The organism is Gaetbulibacter saemankumensis DSM 17032, from assembly GCF_000425645.1.
GTDB lineage: Bacteria > Bacteroidota > Bacteroidia > Flavobacteriales > Flavobacteriaceae > Gaetbulibacter > Gaetbulibacter saemankumensis.
In genome coordinates, this window is sequence record NZ_KE384430.1 from 903870 (window position 1) to 929169 (window position 25300).

At 32.5% G+C, this 25300-nt stretch carries 30 protein-coding genes; 17 read left to right on the top strand and 13 right to left on the bottom strand.

All coding sequences use genetic code 11. The annotated features are described in order from the left end of the window. Positions 1–8: 8 nt before the first annotated feature. Positions 9–290, bottom strand: coding sequence for a hypothetical protein (locus H611_RS0110700; protein ID WP_027138371.1), 282 nt, complete (start codon positions 288–290; stop codon positions 9–11). A 271-nt stretch (positions 291–561) separates the two neighbouring features. Here H611_RS0110700 and H611_RS14235 point away from each other — a divergent pair, with 271 nt between their 5' ends. Further along, positions 562–1014 carry a hypothetical protein gene (locus H611_RS14235; protein WP_157515076.1) on the top strand — a complete coding sequence of 151 codons (453 nt, stop codon included), beginning with the start codon at positions 562–564 and terminating at the stop codon, positions 1012–1014. A 258-nt stretch (positions 1015–1272) separates the two neighbouring features. On the opposite strand, the gene H611_RS0110710 is transcribed toward H611_RS14235, so the two are convergent. Beyond that, positions 1273–2754, bottom strand: a complete 1482-nt coding sequence (locus H611_RS0110710; protein WP_027138372.1) for a pyridoxal phosphate-dependent decarboxylase family protein — start codon at positions 2752–2754, stop codon at positions 1273–1275. Between the two features lie 286 nt (positions 2755–3040). On the opposite strand from H611_RS0110710, the gene H611_RS0110715 reads away from it, so the two are divergent. Next, entirely contained in the window at positions 3041–3925 is an 885-nt protein-coding gene (locus tag H611_RS0110715; protein ID WP_027138373.1) for a helix-turn-helix domain-containing protein, read from the top strand. Positions 3926–3932: 7 nt separating this feature from the next. On the opposite strand, the gene H611_RS0110720 is transcribed toward H611_RS0110715, so the two are convergent. The 4 genes from H611_RS0110720 to H611_RS0110735 all read right to left on the bottom strand — a co-directional run bounded on the left by H611_RS0110720 (position 3933) and on the right by H611_RS0110735 (position 6298). Beyond that, positions 3933–4322, bottom strand: coding sequence for a hypothetical protein (locus H611_RS0110720; protein ID WP_027138374.1), 390 nt, complete (start codon positions 4320–4322; stop codon positions 3933–3935). Between the two features lie 84 nt (positions 4323–4406). After that, positions 4407–4775: a rhodanese-like domain-containing protein gene (locus tag H611_RS0110725; protein ID WP_027138375.1), complete on the bottom strand. Its 369-nt coding sequence runs from the start codon at positions 4773–4775 to the stop codon at positions 4407–4409. A gap of 22 nt (positions 4776–4797) precedes the next feature. Continuing rightward, the gene (locus H611_RS0110730) at positions 4798–5166 is read right to left on the bottom strand and encodes a DsrE family protein (RefSeq protein WP_035483767.1); all 369 of its coding nucleotides are present in this window, start codon (positions 5164–5166) and stop codon (positions 4798–4800) included. Positions 5167–5470: 304 nt separating this feature from the next. Continuing rightward, on the bottom strand, positions 5471–6298 hold the full coding sequence (locus H611_RS0110735) for a Cof-type HAD-IIB family hydrolase (RefSeq protein ID WP_316928853.1): 828 nt from the start codon (positions 6296–6298) through the stop codon (positions 5471–5473). 142 nt (positions 6299–6440) lie between these two features. Between H611_RS0110735 and H611_RS0110740 the strand changes: the two genes are divergently transcribed. From H611_RS0110740 to H611_RS0110755, 4 genes are all read left to right on the top strand, one after another. Beyond that, the gene (locus tag H611_RS0110740) at positions 6441–7439 is read left to right on the top strand and encodes a LacI family DNA-binding transcriptional regulator (RefSeq protein WP_084158177.1); all 999 of its coding nucleotides are present in this window, start codon (positions 6441–6443) and stop codon (positions 7437–7439) included. Positions 7440–7789: 350 nt separating this feature from the next. Continuing rightward, positions 7790–7936, top strand: coding sequence for a hypothetical protein (locus tag H611_RS14765; RefSeq protein WP_157515077.1), 147 nt, complete (start codon positions 7790–7792; stop codon positions 7934–7936). 108 nt (positions 7937–8044) lie between these two features. Further along, positions 8045–10057 (top strand): tetratricopeptide repeat-containing sensor histidine kinase, encoded by a 2013-nt coding sequence (locus H611_RS0110750; protein WP_027138379.1) that lies wholly within the window; start codon positions 8045–8047, stop codon positions 10055–10057. 8 nt (positions 10058–10065) lie between these two features. Next, positions 10066–10740, top strand: a complete 675-nt coding sequence (locus H611_RS0110755; protein WP_027138380.1) for a response regulator — start codon at positions 10066–10068, stop codon at positions 10738–10740. Positions 10741–10999: 259 nt separating this feature from the next. On the opposite strand, the gene H611_RS0110760 is transcribed toward H611_RS0110755, so the two are convergent. Further along, complete coding sequence (locus tag H611_RS0110760; protein ID WP_027138381.1) at positions 11000–11503, bottom strand: DUF456 domain-containing protein; 504 nt, start codon at positions 11501–11503, stop codon at positions 11000–11002. Between the two features lie 133 nt (positions 11504–11636). On the opposite strand from H611_RS0110760, the gene H611_RS0110765 reads away from it, so the two are divergent. Then, a complete protein-coding gene (locus tag H611_RS0110765) occupies positions 11637–11972 on the top strand; it encodes a BlaI/MecI/CopY family transcriptional regulator (protein WP_027138382.1) in 336 nt (111 codons plus the stop codon). Positions 11973–12044: 72 nt separating this feature from the next. After that, positions 12045–12521, top strand: coding sequence for a hypothetical protein (locus H611_RS0110770; RefSeq protein WP_027138383.1), 477 nt, complete (start codon positions 12045–12047; stop codon positions 12519–12521). A 2-nt stretch (positions 12522–12523) separates the two neighbouring features. Here H611_RS0110770 and H611_RS0110775 read toward each other — a convergent pair whose 3' ends face one another. From H611_RS0110775 to H611_RS0110785, 3 genes are read right to left on the bottom strand one after another with little or no spacing between them, the layout of a single operon-like run. Then, the gene (locus H611_RS0110775; RefSeq protein ID WP_027138384.1) at positions 12524–13405 is read right to left on the bottom strand and encodes a hypothetical protein; all 882 of its coding nucleotides are present in this window, start codon (positions 13403–13405) and stop codon (positions 12524–12526) included. Between the two features lie 51 nt (positions 13406–13456). After that, positions 13457–14581: a glycosyltransferase gene (locus H611_RS0110780; RefSeq protein ID WP_027138385.1), complete on the bottom strand. Its 1125-nt coding sequence runs from the start codon at positions 14579–14581 to the stop codon at positions 13457–13459. A gap of 2 nt (positions 14582–14583) precedes the next feature. Next, positions 14584–15546 carry a lysylphosphatidylglycerol synthase domain-containing protein gene (locus H611_RS0110785; protein ID WP_027138386.1) on the bottom strand — a complete coding sequence of 321 codons (963 nt, stop codon included), beginning with the start codon at positions 15544–15546 and terminating at the stop codon, positions 14584–14586. Between the two features lie 35 nt (positions 15547–15581). Here H611_RS0110785 and H611_RS0110790 point away from each other — a divergent pair, with 35 nt between their 5' ends. The 8 genes from H611_RS0110790 to H611_RS0110825 all read left to right on the top strand — a co-directional run bounded on the left by H611_RS0110790 (position 15582) and on the right by H611_RS0110825 (position 21407). Then, positions 15582–16217, top strand: a complete 636-nt coding sequence (locus H611_RS0110790; protein ID WP_027138387.1) for an outer membrane beta-barrel protein — start codon at positions 15582–15584, stop codon at positions 16215–16217. Between the two features lie 3 nt (positions 16218–16220). Further along, the gene (ruvC, locus tag H611_RS0110795) at positions 16221–16775 is read left to right on the top strand and encodes a crossover junction endodeoxyribonuclease RuvC (protein WP_027138388.1); all 555 of its coding nucleotides are present in this window, start codon (positions 16221–16223) and stop codon (positions 16773–16775) included. Then, positions 16775–17917 (top strand): radical SAM family heme chaperone HemW, encoded by a 1143-nt coding sequence (gene hemW / locus H611_RS0110800; RefSeq protein ID WP_027138389.1) that lies wholly within the window; start codon positions 16775–16777, stop codon positions 17915–17917. The genes ruvC and hemW overlap by 1 nt, the downstream gene beginning before the upstream one ends. A 3-nt stretch (positions 17918–17920) precedes the next feature. Further along, positions 17921–18670: a cyclase family protein gene (locus H611_RS0110805; RefSeq protein ID WP_027138390.1), complete on the top strand. Its 750-nt coding sequence runs from the start codon at positions 17921–17923 to the stop codon at positions 18668–18670. A gap of 108 nt (positions 18671–18778) precedes the next feature. Beyond that, on the top strand, positions 18779–19387 hold the full coding sequence (locus H611_RS0110810) for a DUF4230 domain-containing protein (protein ID WP_027138391.1): 609 nt from the start codon (positions 18779–18781) through the stop codon (positions 19385–19387). Continuing rightward, positions 19387–19749, top strand: a complete 363-nt coding sequence (locus H611_RS0110815; RefSeq protein ID WP_027138392.1) for an MmcQ/YjbR family DNA-binding protein — start codon at positions 19387–19389, stop codon at positions 19747–19749. The genes H611_RS0110810 and H611_RS0110815 overlap by 1 nt, the downstream gene beginning before the upstream one ends. Before the next feature lie 173 nt (positions 19750–19922). Beyond that, positions 19923–20717 (top strand): hypothetical protein, encoded by a 795-nt coding sequence (locus H611_RS0110820; RefSeq protein ID WP_027138393.1) that lies wholly within the window; start codon positions 19923–19925, stop codon positions 20715–20717. A 111-nt stretch (positions 20718–20828) separates the two neighbouring features. Next, a complete protein-coding gene (locus H611_RS0110825) occupies positions 20829–21407 on the top strand; it encodes a PhnA domain-containing protein (protein WP_027138394.1) in 579 nt (192 codons plus the stop codon). A 6-nt stretch (positions 21408–21413) separates the two neighbouring features. On the opposite strand, the gene H611_RS0110830 is transcribed toward H611_RS0110825, so the two are convergent. Further along, positions 21414–21845 (bottom strand): YybH family protein, encoded by a 432-nt coding sequence (locus tag H611_RS0110830; RefSeq protein ID WP_027138395.1) that lies wholly within the window; start codon positions 21843–21845, stop codon positions 21414–21416. 50 nt (positions 21846–21895) lie between these two features. After that, a complete protein-coding gene (locus H611_RS0110835; protein ID WP_027138396.1) occupies positions 21896–22996 on the bottom strand; it encodes a DUF4407 domain-containing protein in 1101 nt (366 codons plus the stop codon). A 166-nt stretch (positions 22997–23162) separates the two neighbouring features. Here H611_RS0110835 and H611_RS0110840 point away from each other — a divergent pair, with 166 nt between their 5' ends. Further along, the gene (locus H611_RS0110840) at positions 23163–24365 is read left to right on the top strand and encodes an NAD(P)/FAD-dependent oxidoreductase (RefSeq protein WP_027138397.1); all 1203 of its coding nucleotides are present in this window, start codon (positions 23163–23165) and stop codon (positions 24363–24365) included. Positions 24366–24379: 14 nt separating this feature from the next. On the opposite strand, the gene H611_RS0110845 is transcribed toward H611_RS0110840, so the two are convergent. Continuing rightward, entirely contained in the window at positions 24380–25240 is an 861-nt protein-coding gene (locus tag H611_RS0110845; RefSeq protein WP_027138398.1) for a DMT family transporter, read from the bottom strand. Positions 25241–25300: the final 60 nt, after the last annotated feature.

The following is a 25300-nucleotide window of genomic DNA, read 5'->3' on the forward strand; positions in this document are numbered from 1 at the left end:
TTAAATAGTCAGCTATAGCCTAGATCAATTACCCAAAAATATTCTCCATCCCCATTTTCAGTAATCTCTTCAACTAACTTATGATTTCTAACAGTTTTAATTTCTTGACCATTAAATTGATGGCCATAGCCTAGATGAAATCGGTTATTTCCTAGGATCCCAAACATATCAATTCCCCAGGTATTGTTTGAAGAATAAGAAAATGACAGTCCTCGATTAGCGATATATTCCTGACTAGTACATACGAGGGTAAAAAGGGCTCCTAAAATAATACAGACTGCATTTTTCATATAGAGATAGTTGAAGTGAAAATATTAACTGCGGAGCTAATAGTAAGGTAGTTATAATAAGTGAGAATAATTCCAAAGGGTAGTGTTATTTAAGGATTGGCCTTTAGGTTTTGTTTAAAGTATCTGAAAGTATTGTGTTTATTATAATGTAAGTAATAATTTAATATGGGTTATCTTATATTGGAGAATTTTAATAAAGGAAGTTTAGTTTTATATAGTCTATAATTGTAAGAAAAACGTACATTATAAAGAACCCCAAAAATGTCATGTTATGAAATATCTATTATTGTTAGTTTTTGTATTAAAATTTTCATTGCTATCTGCACAAATTAGTTTTAAAACAGGAAGCGTTCAACTAGATGCAGATTTGAATACCATTAACAGAGATGCTCGAACTGATATAAATTTATTTATGAGGGATTTGAGTTTATCCTATAATGTGTCCGAAGGAAAACTAAATTATATGTATGCGAATTTAAAAATGATTCCTGGCGATATGTATCTGTCTCTCGAGTTTTCAAGAGAGGCGAGGGTATCCTTAGATCGAGTGATTAATGTTTATAAAACCCATAAATCAAAAGGATGGGGCTTTATTGCTAAGGAGTTAGGCATTAAACCTGGATCTCCAGCATTTCATAGGTTAAAAAACAATGCGAGTAACAAAAAAACTAATAGTAAAGGCCAAGGGAAAAAATTAAAAAAAGGGAAGAATTGGCGCGCATAATATTACTTATTTGTATAAGTAATAATCAAAATTAACCGGTTTAGAGTTGATTTTGGCTGCATGCTATTTTGGTTATGGAGTCGTAAAGTGTGTAGTTTTATATGGATTAAGAATCTGCATTTCAGCTATTTATTAGGTATTTAATCTAATAAAAAATAGAATAATTAAAAACTCATTTATATTCACCTTACCATAACATAAGTAGGTTAAGTTCATGGTAGATTTGGGGCAAAAAAGGTGGACGCAAGTCCACCTTTTTTATTGTTTTAATTTGGTTATTTCTTGATGACCAAATTTTAAAATAGCATCTATTACTAAATCTAAATCTTCATTAATGGTACGGTGATTGGCAATGGCGATTCGGAGACAATACAGGCTGTTAAGTGTTGTGTATCCTATGACAGCAATGCCGGCTTCTTCAATTTTTAATTTAATTTCTCTATTTAATTCGTTTAATAGTTTAATTGGTAAATTTCCGGGATTATATCGAAAACAAACAATGTCCAGGCCTATTGGAGCTAACAGTTCCAAATCCTTGTGGTTTTCAATGAGTTGACCTAAATATTTTGCCTGCTTTACATTTTTAGAAATCATTCTGCCAAATTTATGGATGCCGTGTTCTTTTATAGACATCCATACTTTTAAAGCGTTAAATCGGCGTGAAAGTTGTAGGCCATATTCGCTGAACCAATTTGAACCGGAAGCAATGCCTCGTTCATGTTTTTCTAAATATTCGGGAATCATTGAAAAGGTGCTTTTATGAGCTTCAGGATCTTTAATGAGCACACAGCCTGCTTCAAAAGGCATATGTAGCCATTTGTGCAAATCCAGAGCAATAGAATCGGCTTTTTCTATGCCAGTTAATTGGGGTTTTATATCTTCTGCAATTACGGCTATAGCTCCAATAGCACCATCAACATGAAACCACAGATCTTCTTCTTTACATATTTCAGACAAGGCATTTAAATCGTCTATAGCTCCGGTATTTACGGTACCCGAAGTTCCAATAACCGCAAAAGGGAATAATCCATTTTCACGATCGGTTTTTATTTGGGTTTTAAGAGCGTTTATATTTATGGTATAATCGATGTTTACGGTAATTTTTTTTAAACTATTTCCACCCAGACCCAGAATTTCCATAGCCTTCTGATTGCAGCTATGAACTTCGGATGAGGCATAAACGATACATTTACCAGCCATTTTTGAAGTAATTCCTTCGGTGCGAACATCATAATTTAATTTCACATTTCTGGCAACGGTTAGAGCGGTAAAGTTAGCCATCGAACCACCACTAACTAATAATCCGCTAGAATTTATAGGGAATTCCATGATTTCTTTCATCCAGTTTATAACTTGCGCTTCTACGTGATGTGCCGAATGGTTACCCCCACCTAAATTCGGATTCATTACCGATGCCCAAAAATCACCTATAAAACCAGATACAGTACCATTACCCATATACCAAGCCCAAAATCGCGGGTGAATGTTTCCCATGGGATAAGGGAGTATACATGCTTTAAATTCATCATAAACCTTAGTTGCTTCACTTGGTTCAATGGGAACTGGAGTTTTAAGTTTATTTAAAATCGAGTCCGGAGGTTTATTCCAAACGTGGTTTGTACGAAGGTTAGCTGTATAATCAATAGCGTCATCGACCATTTGATGCATTAATTGTCTTGTTGCTTCCCAATCGGTCGGATCTAAAGATTCTTCAATAGGATTTTTATCTGCAGAATTCATAATGTGTTTGATTTTAGTTGATTATTAGCTTGGACATGTCAATTTTATAAAAGGGTCATTAATAAAAGTAATGATTTCGTATTAGTTATTGAGTGCTTCGGTGAAAAATGAATTATTAAAGCGAGGAATTCAATAGGGTAAATTGATATTTAATCGTTCAGGTGTTATAAGATTTCGTTTATTACTATTGAATGGAAGGTTATAAAATGCTGGTTAAAAAATATTTTCTTAAATTTAATACTGTTAATTTGTTGATTACTATTTGTTTAAAGTTATCGATTAAGCTATGTTTGATTCGTATAAACATTTTCTAGAGACTCCAGGTTATAATAAAATAATTGGTGAAGATTATTTAATTGTTGAGTTTAAATGCCCGATAAAGGAGGAACTTTTCACTGCCTGGTCGGAATGTCATAGTGTAGTATATGTTTTAAGTGGTCAGAAAAAATGGATAACACCAACTAATGAATATCTAGTAAAAGAAGATCAGTCCATTTTTGTTAGAAAAGGAGCCTTTAAAAATCAGCAGTATTTTGAAGACGGTTTTTGTGTTTTAATGTTTTTTATGAAAGATGATTTTATACGTCGCTGTGTAAAGGAAGATATTAGTGCCGAATTAACAACATTAAAGAGAGTTAATCATCCGGAATTTATTTACAGAATCAATATTTCAGAAAGCTTAAAGACTTTGTATCATTCCTTTTTTTCATATCTTAAAGAAGGCAAGAAGATTTCTCAGAAAATTGTAGAGTTAAAATTTAGAGAAATGCTGCTTAATATTTGTTCTAATCAAGGTAATTCAGAAATAAAGAATGTGTTTTATACGCTCTCTCAAAACGCAGATGGTTCTATAGAGGAAATCATGGAAGAACAGTTTATTTATAATTTGAAAATCGATGAATTTGCTCGATTATGTGGAAAAAGTAGTTCTTCATTTAAACGTGAATTTAAAAAGATTTACAATACAACGCCTGGAAAATGGTTGCTAACTAAGCGATTGAATCTGGCTAGTAGTTTGATGTTAAGTACCGATTTTACTGTGCAGCAAATATGCTACGACTGCGGATTTGAAAGTGATTCTCATTTTGTTAGAAGTTTTAAAAATAAATTCGGACTAACCCCAAAACAATGGCGAAACTCTAAAAAGGTTATGCAAACCAATCAGGTTTAGTTTATAATTACTTTATAGAATCTCTTAAGATTCCTTTCTTTATTTTTCGATTCCTTTCACTTTCTTGCAATTTAGTCCATTCCGATCCCTTAAGTCTAACAAAAACAGTGTGAATAAGCATGGTAGTGCCACTAAAAAATGCTCCTGCATACAGGTAGGATAAAAATAGGTTTATATATTCCGGTAATATAGTATTTGTAACATATATTGGCGACCCCATGGTGAGGGAGATAAATATTCCAACCCAAAATGGTAAGCACTGCATACAGCTGGTGAGATGTTTCCAAAAGTTTGGACTATGTTTTTCTGCCATATCTCTAAGAGGTTCAAAAATTTTGCCTAGAGTTATAATGGCTGAAATACCATAAACGGTTAATATTAGTAATAAAATTTTCATTGTGTTTTAAAGTTTAAGAAGGTATGCAAGCTTTCCACTGCTTAGCATGTGTCTTTTTGAAAGCTTGCATTTCTGTGTTGTAATTTAGATGACATTTGCCTCTTGTTTTAACTTCAGCCATGCGGAATGACCTCCTTCGAGATTATTTACATTTCTTATACCTTTTTCCTGAGCTTTAATGGCAGACATGTAAGACATCACGCCACCAGTGCAGCAGAATAAAAATGGACCTTCGCTGTTAAATACTTTATTGAAATTTGGATCGTTTGGATTTAATGCATTGTCAACCGTTTCAAAAGGAATATTAATAGCATTAGGAATGGCGCCTTGAGTCTCGATGCCTTTTGGGTTTCTAACATCAATAATTTTAAATTGATTTTCACTTATAATGGCATCTAATTGTTGTGCTTTAATTTGAGGTATAATGTCGTTAGTTGAATGTTGAGTTTTCATAATACTTAGATTTTTATTTGATTTAAATTGAAATGACTTCAGCACCTTCTAATATAAGTTGGTGTAAGGCTCCAGAGCCTATTAGCTCGATGCCGTCTATTAAATTCTCTACCGAGTAGCCTCTTACTGCAGCACAAGGTGGGCATACCATAATTCTACATTTATTGTAAATTACGGCATCAATCATTTCTTTCATGGTTGGGTCTTTGGGGTTTAAATGAGCATGGTCTGCGGCTCCTTTTCTTACCCAGTCTACTCCGGAACTTACTAGGAAAATACTAACGTCTAAACCTGATTTAATACCTCCGTTTGCGATACTCCATGCTACCGATGCTCTTTCGTCGTCTAATCCATAGCTTATTAATACTACTAATTTTTGCTTTGCACTCATGATGGTTGTATTTATGTGATTAATAATTGATTACATCACAAAATTAACAGAGGATGACAGGATAGAATTGATTGAAAAGTTCAAAAAATAGACTCCCAGTATCAAAGAGATATTTTATTTAATTTTTGAATAAGAAGAAGAATAAAAAGATATTAATTAGGATAAAGATGATACGTCATATAGTTGTATTAGGCCATTATTTTTTGCAGAATCTTACAGAATGGGATAGCAAAAGTTTTAAACTAATATTTTTAGTTCTTTTATTACTTGGGAATACTTTATGAATATAAATGGTTTGAACCTTTTATTTGTAATTTATTAATTCGTCTAAAATGGTTTCCACTCCTTCTTCCGAATTACTTTTGGTTTCAAATCTGGCCACTTTCTTTACTTCCGCATGGGCGTTTTGCATGGCATAACTAAAGTATCCTAAATTCAGCATTTGTAAATCGTTATTATAATCGCCGAAAATCATGGTTTCCGATTTTGAAACTCCTAATTCTTTTTGAAGAATTTTTAAGGCATAAGCTTTGTTTGCCTCGGCATGTGAAATGTCTAACCAGTTTTGTCCCGATACGATAACCTGTAGTTTGTTGCTTAAGACTTGTGCAGTAGGTAAAATATGGGCTTCGGATGATTCGAAATGAAACACAGCAATTTTTAAGAAAACGTCGTCGTTAACGGTTGTTAGATTCTCAACAATTTGATATTCCGAATAATAGTTTCTGAACTTTGAAACAAAATCTAAATTTGAGGTTTCGATATAAGCTGATTTTCTACCGCATAACACTATATAAGCACCAGGAATCTGGCGTAATAAATTAACAGAAGTATTAATATCATCTGGTGTTAATTGTAATAAGATATGTTCTTTATTTCGAAATTTCATGATGCCACCGTTTTCGGCGATAATAGAAATATCATCTTTTATAAGATCTAACTTATCTAAAATACTCTGATATTGGCGCCCACTAGCGGCAACAAAATGGATGTTTTGCTTTTTTAGTATATTAAACTGGTTAAAAAAACGAGGGCTTACATTACTGTCGTTATTAAGTAATGTCCCGTCCATATCTGATACAACTAATTTTACCTGTGATAAATTCATAGGTGCAAAAATACTATTATCCAATTATCTAACTGTTATTGCGACGTTAAACAAAAGTCAATTCTTAAAAGTTTGTTGAAAAAAGAGTAGACTTATGTTCGATTGAATATTTTTCATTTAGGAATTTTGTAAATTGCGATTTTAATAAAGATATATAATCCAAAGAATGGTTACATTAAAGCAACTGGCTAAAGAATTAAATGTTTCAATATCTACAGTCTCTAAAGCGCTTAATAATAGTGAAGAAATTGGAGAAGAAACTGTGAAGCGTGTAAAGGAGCTAGCAGAATTATATAATTATAAGCCTAATAAAGTTGCTTTAAGTTTAAAATCGAATAGAACCAAAACAATTGGTGTTATCATCCCTGACATATTAAATCATTTTTTATCAAAAGTACTTTTTGGAATTGAACGTGAGGCGTCAAAATATGGGTATAATATTATGACGTGCATATCCAATGAGTCCCTGGATAAAGAAAAGGAAGCGATCAACCTTTTAACGGGGAGTGTGGATGGTTTTATTTTATCCTTGTCTGAAGAGACACAGCTTAAGGATGATATGGAACATTTTAAAAAGACCATAATACAGAAAACCCCTATTGTAATGTTTGATAGGGTTGCGCATGATTTGTTGTGCGACAAAGTTATTGTTGATGATTTTGATGCAACCTATAATGCCACGATGAACTTGATTGCCGATAACAGAAAACATATTGCATTTATAACTAATCTTGATAATTTAAGTGTTGGTAAGCTTAGAGAGCGTGGCTATGCCAAGGCTATTTTTGAATCCGGTTCAGAACCAATTTTGCTAAAGATTAAAAAGAAAGAAGACCAACAAAAGAAAATTCTCAGCTTTCTAAAGAAAAATAAGCATGTTGACGGCGTTATAGCGGCCGATAGTTCATCGGGTATTATTGCGGTGAATGCGGCGATGCAATATGGACTAAAAGTGCCTAAAAATATTTCAGTCATTGGTTTCGCCAGTAAGGCAGATTCCAATCATGCCATTCCTAAATTAACAACTATTAGGCAGCATGCCAAGGATATAGGTGCGAATGCTGCAAAAATGCTAATTAATAGATTAGAAAATAATGGGGTTCAAGAAGATGTTAAGACCATTATTGTTAAAACTAGTTTAGTGCAGGCAAAATCAACACGTTAGGCTGTTTTTTGTAAGTAATTATTGCTATAAACGTATTTTGACGATAAAATACGCATTTCATCGATTAACTTAAATTAGTTATACTGTTTAACCTACATTTGATACAAGTTATCGGAAATTATACATTCCCCTCAGATTTCAGTTAACTTATTAATCCATTTTATTGTTGACTTAAAAGTCAATATTCCCTCAAAATAATATTTATAATTCTAGACGCTTTTGTATGCGTTTGGTTTTAAAATTAATTATCCATTTTTCCCTCTAACAAGATTTTTGTTAAAAGTCTTAGTTATCATATTGTTTAAATAATTAGAGAAAAATAAAATAATTAACCTTAAAATCAAATCATTATGAAGGCCCTAAAGATCGTATTAGTTTTAGCAGTAGTTTTAACAGCATTAACTTCTTGTACCAAGCAAGATTTAAATGAAGATGATGTATTAAATGCTCCAGATACAACTTTAATTGTTGGTGATGGTACTATAGAATTGAGATAGTATTAGTAAAAATATAATTAATAAAGGCCTTTATCGTACGATAAAGGCCTTATCTTTTTATAAATTAAAAAATATAGATACATTTGATAAACTCGATATGTTAATCCGTTGAAATATAAATTTTGGTTTTTACTATGCTTATTAACTGCCCTCTCTCATTCTCAGAAGAGTCTCGGGCCTATTGTAGATAGTATAGAATATTATATAAATACATCTTCTTCTAAGAAATTAGATAAATATATTCGATTAAAACAAGCTAATAGAGCTAAAATACTGGCAGAAAATTATCAGTTGGATTCTTTAATCGTTGATGCGAATGTAAATTTAGCTGCTATTTACAATAATCAGGAAGATTACAATCTCTTTTTGTTTTACAGTCATGAGGCTTATAAGTTGGCTAAACGTTTAAAGGATACCACCTCATTAGCCTTAGTAAACAAAAATTTGGGCTATTATTATTACGATAAAATCCCGGATAGTGCCTATTACTATAATGATAAGGCTGAAAAACTTTACAGGCACCTTAATGATAATCTCAATAGGGCTATTGTACTTTTAGATATTGCTTTATTACAAAAACAGGAAAAAGATCTCACCGGTAGTGAATTAACCTCGGTTGAAGCCCTGTCATTGCTTGATAAGCTCGATCCAAATAATGATACAGTTAAGGCATATCAAATATATCTATACAACAATCTTGGCCAAGTTTTTAAAATTTTAGAACAACACGATGAAGAAATAATTTATTTTGAGCGGGCTTTAGATGGGCAACTAGCACTTAATGCCGATAATATGGGTATGGTTAATAATCTCCAAAACAATTTGGCAGTTGCTTACAAAGATGCCGGTAAATATAATTTGGCCATCAAGTTACTTGAGGAGATTTTAGCAGACAAAAATTTACTAAAAACGAGACCTGACTTTTATGCTGTCGTACTAGATAACTATGCACATGCGTTACAGTTGGCTGATAATACAGAGCAATTACCCAATCTATATCATAGATCTTTAAAAATTTGTGACAGTATAGATAACGATGTTTATACCATCATAACTAAACAGCATTTAGCTAAGTATTATCAGAAATATGGTAATATGGATTCTGCGAAATATTATGCTTATCAAGCTAAGACAATTTCCGAGAAATATTCAAAGGATGATTTACTTAGGTCTTTATTGTTATTATCGGAATTAGAATCAGATAGTGTGGCTGTAAAATACTATGATGCCTATATAAAACTAAGTGATAGCCTCTTGAAAAATGAGCGGGCTACACGTAATAAATATGCCAGAATTCATTATGAAACGGAGCAAATAGAGCGTGAAAACAGGCAAATAGCTAAAGAGCGTTTGTGGCTGCTTATTATTTCGGTAGTATTAATTATTGCTTCTATTCTATTATATCTGGTAATCACGCAGCGCAATAAAAATAAGGAGCTGAAACTTATTCAGCAGCAGCAACAAGCAAACGAAGAAATCTACAATCTAATGCTGTCTCAAAATGAACGAATAGAAGAAGCTCGGGTATTAGAAAAAAAACGTATTTCCGAGGAATTGCATGACGGTGTTTTAGGACGTTTGTTTGGAACCAGATTGAGTTTAGATAGCTTAAATATGAATAATAGCCCAGAGGCTATTAAAACAAGAAGTGAATACATAGATGGTTTAAAAACTATAGAAAATGATATTCGAAAAGTATCACATGAATTAAATACCGATTTTGTTTCTGGTTCTGGTTTTATAGATATAATAAAAACACTTGTAGAAACACAAACGTTAGCTTATGAAATTGACTATCATTTAGATTACGAAGAAATTATAAACTGGGATGATGTAAATAATAAGATGAAAATTCATATTTATCGTATTATACAAGAGACTTTGCATAATATTTATAAACATGCCAATGCTACACGTGTTGATATTAGTTTTAAATTAAAAAATAATGTAATTTGCTTGGCCATTAGTGATGATGGTACCGGATTCGATGTAAATAAGGCAAAGTCAGGTATAGGTATAAAGAATATGAACTCCAGAATTAAAGATATAAACGGAACCTTAAGTATCGTATCGAGTAAAAATGAAGGAACAACACTCACTATAGAAGCCCCAATAGCATAATACTAATTATGACACAGAAAATAAAAATACTTATGATTGATGACCATCCCATGATTATTGAGGGTTATCAAAATACATTACAGTTTACTAAGAAAGAGAATCAAGAATTATTTATTGATATTGCAAATAATTGTGACGAGGCTGTAAAATTAATGGATAAATCTGTCGAGAGGGAAGTGCCGTATGATATTTTATTTGTAGATATTAGCTTGCCTGCTTCAACCGATGGTCGAATGACGTCGGGTGAAGATTTAGCCGGATATGCACGTGAAACATTGCCTCAGGCAAAAATTATTATTCTTACTATGTTTAATGAATCTTTTAGGATTCATAATATTATAAAAACTATAGACCCTGAAGGGTTCTTAATAAAAAGTGATTTAACGTCTAGTGAATTGGCAAGTGCTTTTCAAGCGGTGCTAAATAATCCGCCATTTTATAGTGGAACTGTTAATAGTTATATTCGAAAAGTTATTAGTAGTGATATTGTAATTGACGAAAAAAATCGTAAAATTCTTCATTTACTATCACAAGGTGTTAAAACTAAAAACTTAGCCTCCCATTTAGATATTTCTTTAAGTGCTATTGAAAAGCGAAAAAAGCAATTGAGAGAAATATTCGAAGTGCATGATGGACAAGACGAAACGTTACTTAAAGAAGCTCGAAATAGGGGGTTTGTTTAATGTTTAGGTAAGTGATTTCTTGTTATTTGTGTTAAAAAAATAATAATTAATAATTTGTTATTAGCTGTAAATCATGGATATAGCTGGTTTTTACATATAAACCGCAATATTATTACGGGTTTACCGCAGTTAAACAAACATACTAATGCTTAAATTTGTAAAATCAACACTACAAAATTAATTAATCCCTCAATTTTTTTGTTGATAATAGCAATTTACATGCCCTATGGAGGTGAGAGACCCATAGGGCTTTTCTTTTTTAAAAAGAGAAAACCAGTTCTCGGCTATTCCAAATAATTCCTATAAACATGATTAAGTAAGCAACACAGGTTATAAACTTAATTAATGTAGATCCTAAAAAACCTATAAACGAACCAAAGGCTGCTTTTAAAGCTATTTTTGTGTCATTTTTATGATACAATTCACCAATTAAGGCGCCTATAAAAGGGCCTATAATAATACCGCCAGGAATGGGTGCTAATAAACCAACTACCAATCCAATACTGGTTCCTATCATCCCATATTTGCTTCCTCCAAAGTGTTTAGTACCCAGAGCTGGAATGATGTAATCTAATATCCAAATTAGGAAAGCAACTAAAAAGGTTATTAATAAAAAGGTTTTGCTTAACTCAACAGACTTGCTAAAGTATAGTGTTAGAAATCCGGCCCAACTCGATAACGGGCCTGGAATTACTGGAAGAAAACTTCCAATAAGCCCTAAAAGCATTAGAATTGCCGCAATAAGCACTAAAATTAAATCCATGCTGCCTTTTTAATGAATTAGACGCTAAGGTTATTGAAATGTTACATTTTTAACTAAAAAATTAGTTTAAACTAAATATTTAGTTAAATTTATGTAACTAAGTTTTTAGTTGAATAAATAAAACTCGAGTAAAATGAAACAACTTACTAAGGCAGAAGAAGATATTATGCAAATACTTTGGCAATTAAAAAAGGCTAACGTTAAAGCAATTATCGAAGAGATTTCAGAGCCAAAGCCTGCTTATAATACGGTGTCAACAATTGTTAGAATTTTAGAAACTAAAGGATTTGTTGGGTATGAAAAGCAAGGAAAAGGTCATGTGTACTTTCCAATAGTGGATAAACAAGATTATAGCTACCAGTCTATAAATAAGTTGGTGGATAATTATTTTCAAGGATCTTTTAAAAATATGGTATCATTTTTTATGAAGAAAAATGATATGAGTAAAAAAGACATAAAACCGGAGTGAAAGCTTCGGTTTTTTTAGTTTTAAGTGCTTAAAAAACAAAAAATTCGTACTTTTCGGTTTTCAGTTCTATTAATGAAGCAGCTCTACGTTTTAATTATTGTTTTAATATTGTGCTCTTGTGAGCAATTTAAGATAAAAAAAACATCTTCAGAAGCAATTTTAAAGGAGGAATTACAAACCTTTAATTGGCAGGAGGTTGATGCCTATCCTTCATTTTCTAAATGTGATTCTTTAGAAACCAACGAAGAAAAAAGTTTGTGTTTTTCAGAATTACTAACAAACCATATTCTAAATTATTTGCAGCAAGAACAAATTATAGTAAGTCAGGATATAAACGATACTATTAATCTTGATTTTCAAGTGTCAGAAAAAGGGGAATTAATGCTGCTACATTCTGAAATTGACAGTATTGTAAAGGTGGAAATTCCGACTATCGAGCGATTAATTAAAGAAAGTCTGGAGGCCTTGCCAAAAATTTATCCAGCAATTAAACGTGGTCAACAAGTAAGAACGGAGTTCAATTTACCAATTATTATTAACGTTCAATAATATTACAGATTCAGTTTGTATCCAAATGCAATATCTACAGGGAAGTTTTTGGAGTGCGTCATAAAAATGGCGAAAAGTTCATTATAATTAAAACTCAGATAGCTCTTATTAGTTAATTTAATATCTGCACCTATACCAAAACTTAAAGGTGTATGAAATAGAGATTCTTTAACAACTTTTGAGGCATCATTTTGCAATTCGAAAGTTTCTTTGGTAAACGTATAGGTGGCACAACGTAAATTTCCGAAAACATTAAATTTTGACTGATTAATAAATCGATACCGATACCCGACGGTTATCTGAGTTGCACTGAATTTTAGTTTAGAAGTTTTAATCGCATGCTCAATACTAAAAAATCCTGCCTGTTTTGGTTTTTCAACATGACCGAAAAATTCAAATTCAGAACTTAAAAAAGTGGTTAAAGTATTAGACCGATTATCTACAAATTCTATAAATGGGTGATTGGTTATACCTGCAAAAAAGGCTATCCTAGAACTTAAACTAGCTCTTTCTCCCGTATATTCAAATCGTTTTGTGCCTTTAGAATTATAGGCTCGAATAAATTCTTTTATGCTGTATCTTCCAAAGCCTACACGCCTAGCCGACACATTCGATCCAATGGTAAGTTGATTTAAAGTTGCTTTGTATTCTTTATTGTAACTATTATCAGAATTTTGTGTATTAATCAGCTCGTAGAGTGTATCGTTTTGGTCTTTAATAAAGTAGCGATTGGGTAATTCAGTTTTCAGAACTAAAAAATCTAAATCACCTTCTATTTCCATTTTCAAGATTAGAACCTCTCCATTGTAGGTGTATGTCTCTTGAGCAAATACGAAAAAAGAACCCAATAGAATAAGTATAATGCTTAGCCAACCGTTTTTCATAAAGTACACCACTTGGAGGTTAAATGTAAATCTAGTAAAAAATAGAATGGGTTATTTTTTAAATTGACGTCCCTTCCAGGTATATTCTGAAAATATGGATTTGATAGCAACATACACACTAAAAAAAGGATAAAAAATAAACGCCAAGGGGAAGGTTTTTAAAACCTGTTTTTGTTTAAAAAATAAGGCTGCTTTAGAAATGATTACGTAATCTACCATAAATTTTGAAAGCAAAATAGCTAAAAAGTAGAAGGTAGAAGTATAGTGAATCCATGTGAGGAGGAGCAAACTAATTACTAGTATATTCATTAATAATACTGCAATTCCCGTGAGTTTACCAAAGGCATTTTTATACCGACTTGTTTTGGCGGCCCATCTAATCCGTTGATTGATAAGTTGTCTCCAGGAAGGTTGTGTCTTAGTGCTAACTATGGCATCTTCACATTTCAAATATGTTAAGGTTTTTGGGTAGTTTTTTGCAATTTTTTCTAATAAAAAAATATCGTCGCCACTCGCTGTTTGATTGTTGCCTTCAAAACCATCTAATTCAATAAATAGGTATTTTTGATATGCGAAATTCGCTCCGTTACATAAAAATGGTTGGTTTATTCCAAAACCACCTATAGTTGCGCCCTGCAAACTATGTAAATCTAAAATCTGAAACTTGTGAAGAAATGAGGGGCGATTAAGGTAACTTACAGGGCCTGAAATACATTTGGCGTTGGTTTTAATTATGATCTCATCAAAACTATTTAGCCAATATCTTGGAAATTCACAATCGGCATCCGTTGTAATAATCCAGTCATATTTTGATTTTTTTACAGCCGTGCTAATAGCATCTTTTTTAGGAGATTTCGATTGTCGGTCGTTTTCGAGTACGGTAATGTTAAGTTTTGAATTCAGTATGAAGTTTGAAATAATGTCTAATGACTTGTCTTCAGAAGCATCGTTAACAAGGATAATTTCGAAAAGTTTTTTTGGGTAGGATAATTGCTCTAATGATTGTAATAGAAGCGGTAAATTTTCGGCTTCATTTCTAAAAGGGATAACCACCGAGAAGTTTGTCTTGCTCTGGGTTAACTTCAGCTTATAAGGCGAAATTCTTTTAAAACCTATAATGAAACTGGTAATTAAAACAAGATACCCTATCGTGATAATTAAACCTATCCACACCATAATTAAATTGTACTGTTTGGGTATTTATAATTAAGAACGAAATGACTACCTATTAGAGTTGGTAGTACAAAATTAAAAATCCACATGATGGTGGTAATGCTTAAAATTATTGTGGGGGAAATACTTAAGTATGAAAATAAAAACGCTGCTATACTGCCCTTAATTGCAACATCGAAAATGGCAATCGATGGAATAATGGAGCTTAGTAAATACATAGAGCTTATAATCACCATGGCATCAAAATAGTAGATATCCACATTAAAAAGATGTAATAAATAATAAAACTGAAACGAAAATATTAAATAGCGAATTAAGGATAATACGAGTATACGTAAAAGCCGTTGTTTGGTATTGTAATGCTTAAATAAATTATCCAATTTAATTAATTTAAATTTTGAATAATTCGTTCTTTTGAAGGTAATTATGATTAGCAATGCAATCATAATTAAAAGGATAAACCCAACAATATGGTTGTGAAAGTTTAGTTGAATAGAATATTTCAAAGAAAAAAAGGAGAGACCAATAACACCCAAAATTAGGGTAATGCTCATTTGAGTTAAGTTCGAAATTAAATTTAAAATCAGAATTTGTTTTCTGTATTCACGACTAAAAAATAGTGCTTTGGCTCCGTATTCACCAATTTTATTCGGTGTAAATATAGAAACTGTTAAAGATGCTAAGCATTGTTTACTTACTTCAGTTAGAGTCAAATGTTTTATCGAACTTACTAGGTGTTGCCACTTTAATATGTCAAAGAACCAATTAAGACTGGTTAAAATTAAAAGTGATAACCCTATAAGAAAAAAAGATATAAGATGATTTTCTATTCTATTAAATAAAAATGATAAGTCTAAATAGGATGTGTTTAGCTTCTCATAAATATAATAGAAGGCAGTAATAACTAGGCTTATTTTAATAAGCACTAAAAAGAATTGTTTAGTTTTGTATGGTAACGATTCGGTCATTAACTTCCTTCTGCAAATTAAATCAATATTAGAGTATGATAGCCAATTTAAAAATTAATAAATGTAAATTCCTTGCATTAATTCTATTTTTTATTGGTTATAGCGGTTTTTCTCAGTGGGATACCAGTACATTAAAAGGACAGTTGTCTTTAGGAGTTAATAGTCCGTCTAGCGATGGATTTGTAGCAGATTATGAAGGTAAGTCATTCAATTTTCCAACAGTAAATTTAGGAGTACAGTACATGTTTTGGTCTAAAATAGGAGTGAAACTAGATTATGGATTTAATCGGATTTCGAATCAAGATCAGGCAAACTATTTTAAACTAAATTATTCGCGTATTAATCTGCAATTGGTATATGATGCTTCCAGTTTTAGATTTGTACCAAACCGATTGGGAATATATTTACATACGGGTCCTGGGGTTTCTATGTTGCAGCCTTTAGCCGATTATAAGAATAATAAATCTACAAATTTTAATGTTATGGGAGGTCTGGAGTTACATTATGCGGTTTCAGATAAGTTATCACTTTTTGTTGATGGTTCCTATATTCTGGGGTTTGCAGATGATTTTAATCCTATTACCGAGGGTTACGGGAGTTTTAACGGAGATTTGTTAACCTTAACTTTAGGGGTATCCATTTCTATTAGTGGTTGTAATTATTGTTTTTAAAAAATGGCGAAAGAAAAAATTATTTTAGGTATAGATCCAGGAACAACTATAATGGGTTTCGGACTCATAAAGGTGGTGGGGAAAACGATGTCGTTTCTACAGTTAAATGAGTTAGATTTAAAAAAATATGACGATCATTATTTAAAGTTAAAACTCATTTTTGAACGTACGGTTGAATTAATTGATACCCATCATCCCGATGAAATTGCAATTGAAGCACCGTTTTTTGGAAAAAATGTACAAAGTATGCTAAAACTTGGTCGAGCACAAGGAGTCGCCATGGCAGCAGGTTTAAGTAGAGAAGTACCTATTACCGAATATTCCCCTAAAAAAATTAAAATGGCCATTACCGGTAATGGTAATGCCAGTAAAGAACAGGTAGCTAAAATGCTTCAAAGTTTACTTAATTTGAAAACATTGCCTAAAAACCTGGATGCTACAGATGGATTGGCGGCTGCGGTTTGTCATTTTTATAATGAAGGTCGTGTTGATATTGGAAAAAGTTATACCGGCTGGAGTGCTTTTGTGAATCAAAATGGCGATAGAGTAAAAAAATAATGGCAGGTATCTATATTCATATTCCCTTTTGCAAGCAAGCTTGTCATTATTGTGATTTTCATTTTTCAACCTCACTAAAAAAGAAAGATGAATTAGTTCAGGCTTTGGTTTCAGAATTACAATTACGAGCTCATGAGTTTGAAACTATTCCAGTGGAAACTATTTATTTTGGAGGCGGAACTCCTAGTTTGCTTCATGTTGATGAATTGAAGTTTTTAATAGATGCAGTTTATGAAAATTATCATGTGGTTTCTAATCCTGAAATTACACTAGAAGCCAATCCGGACGATTTAAATGTAAAATCTTCAAGTGAGAAGTCGGTATTTGAGTCTTATAGAGAAATAGGGATTAATCGCCTTTCCATTGGAGTGCAATCTTTTTTTGAAAAAGATTTAAAATTAATGAATCGCGCTCACAACGCTGAAGAAGCAAAATGCTGTTTACAAGAGGCAACTAAATATTTTGATAATATATCAATCGATTTAATTTATGGAATTCCAGGTTTAACGAATGCCGAATGGGAAGCTAATATAGAAACGGTACTAGAATTTAATATACCGCATATATCAAGTTATGCGCTTACAGTAGAACCCAAAACGGCTTTAGATAGTTTTATAAAAAAGGGCCTAGTTAAAAATGTAGACGACGAACTGGCACAAGACCAATTTCATATGCTAATCGAGAAATTAAAGGCAAATGGGTACGTGCATTACGAACTATCTAATTTTGGTAAGCCTGCATATTTCAGTAAGAATAATTCGGCATATTGGCTAGGGAGACCTTATCTGGGTATTGGTCCATCAGCGCATTCATTTAATGGGCATCAACGTGGGTGGAATGTTAGAAATAATTCAAAATACATTAAGGCGCTTCAGAATAAAGAATTGCCAATCGAGATAGAAACCCTAACCGTTACCGATAAATATAATGAGTATGTTATGACAGGATTGCGTACTATTTGGGGGGTTTCTTTAGAAAAAGTGGCTGAGGATTTTGGTATGCACTTTAAAAATTATATTTTAAGGCAAGCTCAAAAGCATATAGAACAGCAATTGTTGTATATTGAAAATGATACCCTTTTAGTAACTAATGAAGGTAAATTTTTGAGTGATGGTATCGCCTCCGATCTTTTTAAAATATAATATATGCTCGCAACCATTCATTGCAATTCAAGAAAATATCAAATCGACTTAGCACAACCATTAGACATTTCCATTCCAATTAGTGGGTCCAAAAAAAATGTAAATGCTTGGTATATTGGAGAGCCCAAGATCGAACCGGTTGCTATGGAAGACTGGATCGGGAGCGTTAAAGAGAATTCGGCTGTTAACTTTAATAATATTTATTTTAATCCACATTCACATGGCACGCACACAGAATGTGTTGGGCATATTACAGAAAAGGTACATTCTGTAAACAAGCATTTAAAACAGTTTTTCTTTTTAGCTGAGGTTATTACCATTCCGCCAGAGAAAACAAACGGCGATTTTGTAATTTCAAAAAAGCAATTGCAATATGCCTTGGGTAATAAAAAGCGTGATGCGGTTATTATTAGAACCCTGCCCAATACCAGAAGTAAGCTTACCAGACAATATTCTAAAACCAATCCGCCATATATGTTGGAAGAAGCTGCTCTGTATTTAAAAGAAAAACATGTGAAGCATCTATTAATTGATTTACCAAGTATAGACAGGGAACAAGACGATGGTCTGTTGTTGGCTCACAATGCCTTTTGGAATACTAGTGGGGAAATGCGGATGGATGCTACCATAACGGAGTTTATTTATGTGTCAAATAAGGTTGATGATGGTACTTATTTTCTCAACCTTCAAATTGCTCCTTTCGAAAATGATGCTACACCGAGTAAACCCATATTGTATAAAATAATAGAATAGTAGGGTGTCTGTAACTTCGGTTTAATTACTTATATTTAAGTAGTTAAATGAGTTCAAGGGAGTTTTTGTTTTAACTAAAAACCCTGAATAAATAATGATACTCTTACTATGGATATATTCTTCGTAATTATATTAACCATTCTGGTTACGCTTTTCTTTGTTGTTTTGTATAAGTATTATGCGGTAAATCAGAAAACCCAGTCGCAAGCGGTAGTACTCTTAGATAAAATAAAAAAGGTGTGTAAGTTTATTACTATTGAAGGCGATTTTGCCGAAATATACCATTATGAAAATGTTAAAGAACGTTTTTTGAAATTAATTTCGAGTAGAAAAAAGGCTTTGATTGTTATAAACGCTAAGGCACACGTTGGTTTCGACTTATCGAAAATTAAAATGGAAGCCAATGTAAAAACAAAAACCATTGTATTTAAAAGTTTTCCGGAACCCGAGGTGCTTAGTATTGAAAGTGATTTAAATTATTACGACAAAAAAGATGGTATGTTTAATAAGTTTGAAGCTTCCGATTTAACCGAATTACATAGCGAGGCTAAACTTCATATTCGGAATAAGGTGCCCGAGAGTGGATTGTTTGAAGTTGCTAAGCGTGAAGCTTTGGAATCGATTCTGTTAATTGAAAGTATGGTTGAGACCATTGGTTGGCGATTGAACTATTCAGAACTTAAAATTGATGAGAATACGATAAAAAATCTCAAATAATGGATATTGAACAGTTTCGAGATTATTGTTTGAAAAAGAAAGGGGTAACAGAGGAGTTTCCTTTTGATGCCGACACCTTAGTGTTTAAAGTTTTGGGTAAAATGTTTGCTTTAATACCTTTAGAGAGGTGGGAGCAGGGAGAAGCTTCCATTAGTTTAAAAGCCGATTCCGAATACAGTCAGGAATTACGTGCCGAATATCACAGCATTCGTCCTGCATTTCATATGAATAAGACCCATTGGAACACACTTTATCTACATGAAGGCGAGTTGGAATTATCATTAATTTTGGATTTAATCAGTCATTCCTATGATATGGTAGTCTTGAATATGTCTAAGAAACTGAAAGAGAAATTATTATGAATTGAAAATACTTACGATTCTGTAAAACTAATCTCTTTTTTTGTATATTTGATAAAACACTCCTTAATAGCATTTAGATTACATAGCAGTATTACCCCCAAATTCGATGTTAGCCCCATAATCTTGGATTAGTAACAGATTAACTCATATACTAACTTAAATTTTTACAGATTATGAAAACAACCAATCGAATTATTACCAGTATCCTCATTGCAATTTTATTTTTATTAAATACCATGTCTTTTGCTCAGGAAAATGAGCGTCCCGCCTATGTAACAGTAACTACTATGTACTGGAATCAGGATAGTGACATGAACGCGAAAGAATGGAAGGCCATTGAAAAGGAATATATGGATAAAGTTACGAGTAAAAATGAATATGTCAATTCTGCACGTTATTACATGCATTTAATGACAGATAATAGCAATGAAGTATTATATGTGCAGTCTTATAAGGATTGGGCTGCCATTGAAAAAGCTGCGGAAAGAAATTCAGAATTAGAAAAAGAGGCTTGGCCAGATGCCGACGCCAGAAAAGCCTTTTTGAAAAAAATGAATTCAGCATATGCTCCTATGCATTCCGATGAGATTTATGCTACGTTGCCTGGAGCTAAAGTGTTAGAAAGTGAAGTGACAGATGGAATGATTCTTTATGTACGTAAAAATAAAAGAGCATTTCCACAGGACGGATCTTGGGATGAACTAAAAGGGTTAGCCGAGCGCATGGAGCAAAATGTTATTCATAAAAACGAATTTATAAAAGCTTATTATCCTAATATGCATGCCTGGGGATCGGATAAACGAGATTTTATTCAGGCTTTTTATTTAGACTCTATGGACGATATGGAAAAAATGTTTGATAAAAATCAAGAATTAATGAAAGAGGAATTTACCGAAGAAGAAGGCAAAACTATGGGTAAATATTTTGAGGGACATGGCGATTATGTATATAGTGTCGTTGTTCTTTAAGTTTAATTTTAATTGTTTTAAAAAGGATGCTTTTAAGCATCCTTTTTTATTTCCTAATCTTTAGGGAAACATCTCGTTTTAATGTATTTTTGCAGCATTAAAATAAATTCAATGAGCGTTCTACATACATTACAAGAAAGAAGTAATAATACCTGCGAACTTTGTGGTTCTAATTCAAATTTAGCACAATACCTTATTCCGCCATCTTTAAATGAAAATGTAGATAATAGTGTATTGATTTGTAGTACTTGTTTAAATCAAATAGAAGGTAATCAGGAAATGGATGCCAACCATTGGCGTTGTTTAAATGAGAGTATGTGGAGCGAGTTTATTCCTGTTCAAATTATGGCATGGCGTATGTTACAACGATTACGTAATGAAGGCTGGCCTAAAGATTTATTAGATATGATGTATCTGGATGATGAAGCTCTAGCTTTGGCGAGAGCCACTGGTGAGCATGAAGATGAAGCTAATAAAATTGTTCACCGTGATGTTAATGGTGTCATACTAGAGACTGGAGATTCGGTAGTGTTAGTAAAAGACCTAAAAGTAAAAGGTAGTAGCATGGTAGCAAAACAAGGAACGGCCGTTCGAAATATTCGATTAGATAGAGAGAATGCCGAATATATTGAAGGAAAAGTAGACGGTCAGAACATCGTAATTATTACGAAATACGTAAAGAAAACCTAGATTATTTTAAGCTGAGGTATCAGCAATAATTTTCCATTCACCATGTATTCTTTTAAAGATAACCATAAAGAAACCACTGGCGTTTCCTACTTTGCGTTGTAAGTGATATTCACCTAAGACATAATAAGCACCTTTATTAATTTTTGAAATGGCATTCACCTTAAAGTTTAGTTTACCGGTGTGATTCTTATCAGGATACGTTTTTTTGTAGCGTTCTAATGTGTTTTTCCATCCGTAAGTAACGCCATTAGATCCATAAAATTTAAGTGAATCATGTTTCCAATAGCCACTCATAAATGCTTCAATGTCATTATTTGACCACGCTGTACTTTGGTTGTTTAAAACAGCTAATATGGCTTTTTTGTCTTTTTGAGAGCTATTTTGGGAAAAAACTGTAAAAGTTCCAAAAAGGAAAATATAGAGAATAAATTTTTTCATAGTTTATTTAGTGTTTCTTTTATGAATTCGGTCTAAAAATAGATAAAATACTAGAATATATTCTTTTGATTTTTTAAAAAAGTATCCGCTTGAAATTGTAAAAGCTCTTTTGCTTTGGCCTGTTTATCATTTATTAGCTCTTCGTCGTTTACAATTGTTTTATAAACATGATCATTTAGAGTAAACTCGGCCTTAAGTAATTTTTCTCTTTGATTTTTGTTCAGAAGTATTTGAGTTTTTATAATTGCTTCGTGGTCTTCCAGTTTAAGATCGTAGCTGCCTTTAGCTGCTAATAGTTTCGTGAATATTGGGGCTGTTTCAATAGCTAAAAACAGTAAAAAGATAAAGAAAGAGGGAAGCCAGGGTAATTTATCTAAAGCATTTATGCGAGCCAAAAAACCATCGAAATGATCAATTATGGGTTGCGAATTTGCAATTTGTTTTTCTTTTGAAGCTTCTGTAATAGCTATGGTTTTCTCTAAAGATTCAATTTTAGTACCGTTAGTTAATTTAAGTTGTTGTAAGTCAACTAAGGCTTCGTCGTGCTTTTCTCGTTTTTCTTTGTAAACAGGTCCTTTTCCTAATAATTTGGTGCCTGCCGTTCCTTCCGCTTCAGAGATATAAATGTCGTAAAGCGCATTTACTTCTTGTTCTTTTGTAGTTATTTCAGATTTTAGTTTTGAAATTTGCTGTTTCAAATTATCCGTTTTAGGTTGGAACTGTTCTGAAATTTGATGTTGATTTAAAAGGGTTAGCTGGTTCTTTTTTTCTAACAATACCCTATTAATTTCTTTTTCAAATATTTTTAATTCCAACGGTTTGGCAATAACGATGGCAATAATAATAGCTAGTATAATTCGTGGAGCTGCCTGAAGTAATTCATTTAGAAAACCGTCTGACTTTTTTATGGTCGAAACAATATAGCGGTCTAAATTAAAAATGAGTAAACCCCATATTAGTCCAAAAAATATAGAAGTGAATAAATTATCAAAAACAGTGTATAGGGCATAACTTGCAGCAATAAAGGCCATAATAGCTGTGAAAAAGACGGTGGCACCAATGCCAGCATACTTATTTTGTTCACCTGAAGCACATGAGTTTAAAATTTGGGTGTCTGCACCCGAACAGATTATAAAGAATCGTTTTAACATGATTTGATTGATTTTGATTGATGATTGATTAATAGAACGATAATTATGATAATATGTTACATGTTTTACTAATTAATTTGGTTGAAATTCATAGTCGTATTGTAACATAAGTTGCTGTGGGTTATCTAAGTTAGAGTTAAATTTACATCTATAAATTAATAGAGTTATGACAACCACAGTAGTAGTAGGAGGGAATTTTGCAGGGATGACTGCAGCCCTCGAAATTAAGCGTAAAGGTAAAGATAAACACAAGGTAATTATGATAGATAAATCACCTTTGTTTTTATTTATTCCATCTTTAATCTGGGTTCCTTTTAATAGACGTGAAATAAAAGATATTTCTTTTAGGAAGGATGAAATTCTTCATAAAAAAGGGGTGGAGTTTTTATTAGCTGAAGCTTTAAGGGTTGATACAGAAAGACAAGTTGTTGTTACCGATAAGGAGGAGGTAAGTTACAATCATTTAGTCATTGCCACTGGGCCAAAAGTAAAATACGACGTAGCTCCTGGGGTGCAGGAATATGCACATTATGTAGGAACACCTAATGGAGCAATGAAAATTAGAACAGCCTTAGAAGAGTTTAAGAAAAATCCAGGGCCAATTGTTATTGGTGCGACTCAGAATGCTGGCTGTATGGGTGCTGCCTATGAATTCTTATTCAATATTGAAAAATGGCTGCGTGAACAAAATATAAGAAAGAAAGTTGATTTATATTGGATTACTCCTGAAACATTCTTGGGGCATTTTGGAATAGATGGTATGACTGGTGGCGAAACCATGCTTAAATCGTTTATGAAAATGTTCAATATACATTTTAGAACAGAAGTTGGTGTAAAAGAAGTTCAAGAAGATAAGGTTATATTAACATCAGATGAAGAGCTGCCAAGTAGTTTTACTATGTTAATGCCACCATTTATTGGGGTTGATTTCGTGAAGAACTCACCTGGATTAGAAGCAACGGCTGCAGGTTATATACCTGTAACCGACGATTACCGCCATGTGACATTACCAAATGTTTGGGCAGCAGGTATAGCCGTTGATGTAAAGTTGCCTTTTACTCCCGGAAAAGTGCCTTTCTCAGGACCGAAAACGGGATATCCATCGGATGAGACTGGTAAAATTGTGGCAGAAAATATTATCAGAGTTTCTAAAGGTGAGACGGAACTTAAGAAAAAAGCGTGGGGTAAAATTCCTGGAGTCTGCATCATGGATGCTGGTAAAAAGGAAGTAATAATTTTAAGTGATAAACTATTTAAACCAAGAAATTTTGCGATTATGATTCCGAATATTTTTTATGACGTATTCAAAGTCATTTTCGAAAAATATTTCCTTTGGAAAACACGAAAAGGGTATTCCTATCTACCCTAGGTTGTCACGATAGCTTATTTATTTCTCGACCTGATACTTTCAATAATAACGGTTGCTATTATGAGTGACCCACCCAAAAAAGTATTTAATTGAGGTATCTCGTTCAGAAATAGGTAAGCTATTATTATTCCAAAAATAGGTTGTGTGCTGCTTATTATACTGGCTGTGCTTACTGAAAAATGTCTCAGACTATTTACTAGTAGGGTATGGCCTATTGTAGTTGTTACTAATGCCAGAATTAATATGAATGGTATATTGGGGATTAATTTGGTATGGTCCATCGAAAATAAAACAGGTAATAATATTAGAGAAATAAGGCTTGCTTGATAAAACATGATGGTTGAAGCATTATAACTGTCGGTTAATTTCTTTGAAATAATATTTCGAAGAGCATAACATAATGCCGAAAATATACCCAAAAGGATGCCTAGAGCGTAAGTGTTTTTAAAACTAATTTCAGGAGCTAAAATATAAAGACCGGTAATAACCATAATTCCTAATAAAATATATACTGGGTCGAATTTTATTTTTATAAAAATAGGCTCTAAAAATGCCGTCCAAATAGGGTAGGTGAACAATGATAGCATCCCTATAGCTACATTGGATAGTTTTAAGGCATAGAAATAAGTAATCCAATGCAAACCAAGTAAGGCACCACTAATAATAATTGGTTTATAATCGCTTTTTCTGTAAATTTTAAGTTTGTAGCCTTTATATCTGCAGAATAAGTATATAAATAAGCTCCCTAGAATGGATCGCCACCAAATGGTAACCGGAGGTGATAAGGAAATATGTTTTCCCAATGCGCCCGAAGTACTTATTAAAAAAGTAGCAAGAGTAATTAAAATGAGATTGGTAGCGTACTGGTTTTTCATCAGAAGTTATGTGTTAGCGATTGGAGAGAAAATCCTTTTGTAATACCAAAGATTAAAAAG